Genomic DNA, 4603 nt, shown 5'->3' on the forward strand with positions numbered 1-4603 from the left:
TATAACACCGGGAATTGCTGTATATTTATAAAAAAAATTATATAATAAATATACTTTGTTTTTTAAAACAAAAAAAATTTTACTTACGGTAAAAAGAGTTTTAAAGTAAAATATTTATCAGTAAACAATATACAGTAAATAAAATTATCCAAAAATAAAAAAACGTCTTACAAAAAAAATAGAACTTAATACTAAATTACTGTCATTAATTCACAAAATATTGCAGCAATAAACAAAAGCATCAGATGACAATACATAAAGACAAATTTGTAAACAAAAAATAATTATATAAAAAATATAAATAAAACATTGTCAAAATAAACATTGTATAGTAAACTAATAAAATTATTTATAACAACAAAATTAATATGCCAGCCCCAGATACAACCCGTCGAATTACACCTAACACAATTCAACAAGATATAGACTCCTATAATGGACTCACAGCCGTTATTGGTTATGCCACTGGTCGCGTAGAAGCCACACCGGAAGCATTACAGAAAGCATATACAGAAATGGTAACAAAACAACAAGAAGAAACCGAGAAACAAGCATTATTTAAAGCCGCCGCAGATGCTGCAAAACAAGCAGAATGGGAGTTCCATAAAGCCGTTCTAGCTATGAAAGAAGCAGTAAAAGGTCAATTTGGGTCAGATAGTGATGCAGCCCAAGCAGTAGGCTTTAAAAAAAAATCGGAAAGGAAACGTCCCACCAAAAAGAAAATGGATTAAATGAACCACAAAAACGCAAAAGACGCAAAGATATAGGTAAGATATAAAACACAATCTTATCTCCGCGCCTTGAGCGTCTCTGCGTGAGAAAATGAACTCTTATATGTCTGAAGATGCTTCTATTAACTTCACGGTGTTTTGCGTCACTGTTACTTTATTATGCGGTTTTTTCTTAAAAGTCAACCCGGCTTCACCCATATCAATCAAGATGGTATCACCAGAAATAAAAGTATTTTCCAGTAATTTGGTAGCCAGAGGATTTTCCACTTCTCGCTGAATTGACCGTTTTAACGGACGTGCGCCATAAATAGGATCATATCCAGCTTCTACAAGATGATTACAAGCGTCTTGTGATATTTCCAGGGATATTTTTTGTTCTTTAAGTAGATTTTCAACTCGTCTAAGTTGAATACGGATGATATGGCGCATTTCTGAACGATTAAGAGTGTGGAAAAGAATAATGTCATCAACGCGGTTGAGAAATTCAGGACGGAAGTGACCTCGCAAACCTTCCATGACTTTATTTCGCATCAAATCATACTTGGAATCATCGCCGGAGACATCTAAAATATGTTCACTCCCAATGTTGCTAGTCATTACTATAACAGTATTTCGGAAATCTACAGCCCGTCCTTGGGAATCAGTAACTCTACCATCATCTAAGACTTGCAATAAAATATTAAATACATCTGGATGGGCTTTTTCCACTTCATCCAACAGTACCACCGAATAAGGATGTCTGCGAATTGCTTCGGAAAGTTGTCCCCCTTCTTCATAACCCACATATCCTGGAGGCGCACCGACTAAACGAGACACTGAGTGCTTTTCCATGTACTCGGACATATCCAATCGCACCAAAGCATCCTCTGAATCAAAGAGAAATTGAGCTAAAGCGCGAGCCAGTTCAGTTTTACCCACGCCAGTTGGTCCCATAAACAAAAATGACCCAATAGGTCGAGAGGGGTCTTTCATCCCAGCGCGGGCGCGGCGAATCGCCGCAGAGACGGCGGAAACGGCTTCTTCTTGACCAATTACCCTTTCGTGTAAATGACTTTCTAGTTTGAGTAATTTTTGTCTTTCCGATTCTAAAAGCCGATTTACGGGGATTCCTGTCCATTTTGCCACAATTTCGGCAATATCGGCTTCTGTGACTTGTTCCCGCAACAGGGTAGAACCTTGGGTTTGAATTTCTGATAGTTGGGTTTCTTTGCTTTCCCGTTCCCTTTGTACGCCCTCTAATTTACCATACTTGAGTTGGGCGGCTTTATTTAAATCATAATCTCGTTCTGCTTGTTCAATTTGTACCCTTAGGGTATCCTCTTCTTTTTTTAAAACGCTAATAGCTTCTAATAACTGCTTTTCTCCTTGCCATTGTTGATTAAATACTTCCTGTTTAACTGTTAAACTGGCAATTTCTGCTTGAATTCGTTCTAATCGTTCTCTAGTTGGGGAAATACTCTGTTCTTCTCTCGATAATGACAGTTTTTCCATTTCTAGCTGCATTAATCGTCTATCAATGGTTTCTAATTCCGCAGGTTTGGATGTAATCTCCATTTTTAATTTCGCTGCTGCTTCGTCAACCAAGTCTATGGCTTTGTCTGGTAGAAATCTATCAGCTATATAACGCGCTGACAAGGTTGCGGCAGCTACTAAAGCAGAATCAGAAATTTTGACATTATGATGCACTTCATAACGTTCTTTTAAACCCCGCAGAATAGAAATTGTATTTTCTACGGTTGGTTGATCTACATATACCTGTTGAAAACGTCTTTCTAATGCTGCGTCTTTTTCAATAAATTTGCGATATTCGTCTAAGGTGGTTGCACCAATACAACGTAGTTCACCACGGGCTAACATGGGTTTAAGTAAATTACCAGCATCCATAGATCCTTGTTGATTAGAACCAGCACCGACAACGGTATGGAGTTCATCAATAAATAAAACTACTTGCCCATTTGATTCAGTAACTTCACGCAGAACATTTTTTAAACGGTCTTCAAATTCACCTCTATATTTGGCACCAGCAATCAAACTACCGATATCTAAAGAGATTAATTGGCGGTTTTTTAGAGATTCAGGAACGTCACCATTGACCATTCTTTGGGCTAAGGCTTCCGCGATCGCAGTTTTACCGACTCCTGGCTCACCAATTAATACAGGGTTATTTTTGCTACGACGAGATAACACCTGAATTACCCGGCGAATTTCATCATCTCTACCGATAACCGGATCTAATTTTCCGGCTTTGGCTTGTTCTGTCAAATCTCGTCCAAATCTTTTTAAAGCTTCATCAGGTACATCTGCTTCTGCTTTAGGAGATGATTTCAGTTTTTGACTATTGCGAGCAGATTTAACTCCAAGTTCTACTTGAGCGATATCTATATTTAAGCTTTTAAATAAGCGTTTACCAATCCGTTCATCATCAGCAAAGGCCAAAATTATATGTCCTTCCGAGATTTCCTCCTCCTTCATTTTAGCTCTAATTTCATTAGCTTTATCCAGCAGCAAATCCAAATTACGCCCCAGGTAAAGTTGATCACTTCTTGCAACTTTCGGTTGACGCTGAGTAAAAGCCTCTAATTGTTGTTTAAATCGGACAGAATCAACCTCCGCGCGGGTGAGAATGGCTGTAGCTAGGCTAGTTGGTTCTTCTAAAAGAGCAATAATTAAATGTTCAACTTCTAATTGTTGTTGTTTATAAGCGCGAACCACATCTTGGGATTTTGTTACCGCTTCCCAGGCTGTATCAGTAAATTTATCAGGATCTGTAGGCTGCATCTTGAGAATTTTAGATGTTAGATTTTAGATTTGTGACTTAAGTTTAGAGGTCAAATGGGTAAAGGGTAAAGAAGTTATTGATCTTCCTACCCTCTACCTTAAATTATTCTGGAGTTTTTAACTGAATCAATTCAACTTTATAACCATCTGGGTCTTCGACAAAAGCAATTACCGTTGAACCATGTTTCATGGGTCCTGGTTCTCGAACTACTTTACCACCCAATTGACTAATGGCTGCACAGGTAGTATAAATATCATGCACACCTAAAGCGATATGACCATAGGCATTTCCTAAATCATACTTTTCTACGCCCCAATTGTGGGTGAGTTCTATGACTGAGTGGTCACTTTCTTCCCCATAACCGACAAAAGCCAGGGTAAACTCTCCCCCTGGGTAATCTTTGCGTCGGAGTAACTTCATTCCCAGGATATCACAGTAAAATTTCAAAGACTCGTCTAAATTACCTACTCGGAGCATGGTGTGTAGTAATCGCATATTCACCCTTTGTTCAATTCTTTTATTTTATATCTAATCAGGAATTTTCAGGAAACTTGCGTTTAATTCTGTTTTTAATTGCTCAATTGTTAATAATTATGTATTAGCAAATTTCAGCAACAGTTTGTGGTAAAATTAATTTTAATTTCAGATGGAAGAAATAATTATGATTTCATCACCTTTGATATTACATTTTCCCTCATCAATGCAAATGACAGATGATCAATTTTTTCAATTCTGTCAAGAAAACCGTGATTTACGCATTGAGAGAAATCAATTTGGAGAAATATCAATTATGTCACCAGCAGGTTCAGAAACAGGAAACCGTAACTTTAACTTAGCTGGACAATTATATGTGTGGTCAGAAAAAGATAACACAGGAATTTGTTTTGATTCTAGCACGGGATTTACACTTTCCACAGGTGCAAAACGTTCTCCTGATGCTGCTTGGATAAAATTAGAAAGATGGAATCAACTTACACCAAAACAACAGAAAAAATTTGCACCTATTTGTCCTGATTTTGTCATTGAATTGAGGTCAGATTCTGATAATTTACAACCTTTAAAAGAGAAAATGCAGGAATATATGCAAGAACCA

The 4603-nt window shown here is 37.3% G+C and carries 4 protein-coding genes; 2 read left to right on the forward strand and 2 right to left on the reverse strand.

Annotated features, from left to right (window positions below; genetic code table 11):
* The first annotated feature begins 368 nt into the window (after positions 1-368).
* Entirely contained in the window at positions 369-731 is a 363-nt protein-coding gene (locus ACIR131C_RS0113850; RefSeq protein ID WP_028090685.1) for a hypothetical protein, read from the forward strand.
* Positions 732-830: 99 nt separating this feature from the next.
* Here ACIR131C_RS0113850 and clpB read toward each other — a convergent pair whose 3' ends face one another.
* Entirely contained in the window at positions 831-3509 is a 2679-nt protein-coding gene (clpB, locus tag ACIR131C_RS0113855; protein WP_028090686.1) for an ATP-dependent chaperone ClpB, read from the reverse strand.
* A 103-nt stretch (positions 3510-3612) separates the two neighbouring features.
* The gene (gloA, locus tag ACIR131C_RS22735) at positions 3613-4005 is read right to left on the reverse strand and encodes a lactoylglutathione lyase (protein WP_071604958.1); all 393 of its coding nucleotides are present in this window, start codon (positions 4003-4005) and stop codon (positions 3613-3615) included.
* Positions 4006-4171: 166 nt separating this feature from the next.
* Here gloA and ACIR131C_RS0113865 point away from each other — a divergent pair.
* Positions 4172-4603, forward strand: a 432-nt coding sequence (locus ACIR131C_RS0113865) for a Uma2 family endonuclease (RefSeq protein ID WP_028090687.1), incomplete at its 3' end; no start/stop codon positions are given.

The organism is Dolichospermum circinale AWQC131C (assembly GCF_000426905.1).
Classification (GTDB): domain Bacteria; phylum Cyanobacteriota; class Cyanobacteriia; order Cyanobacteriales; family Nostocaceae; genus Dolichospermum; species Dolichospermum circinale.

Excerpts from the sequence above, each read along its gene's own strand:
- ACIR131C_RS0113850 (WP_028090685.1), top strand. The coding sequence starts at position 369 with ATGCCAGCCCCAGATACAACCCGTCGAATTACACCTAACACAATTCAA.
- gloA (WP_071604958.1), bottom strand. The coding sequence starts at position 4,005 with ATGCGATTACTACACACCATGCTCCGAGTAGGTAATTTAGACGAGTCT.
- clpB (WP_028090686.1), bottom strand. The coding sequence starts at position 3,509 with ATGCAGCCTACAGATCCTGATAAATTTACTGATACAGCCTGGGAAGCG.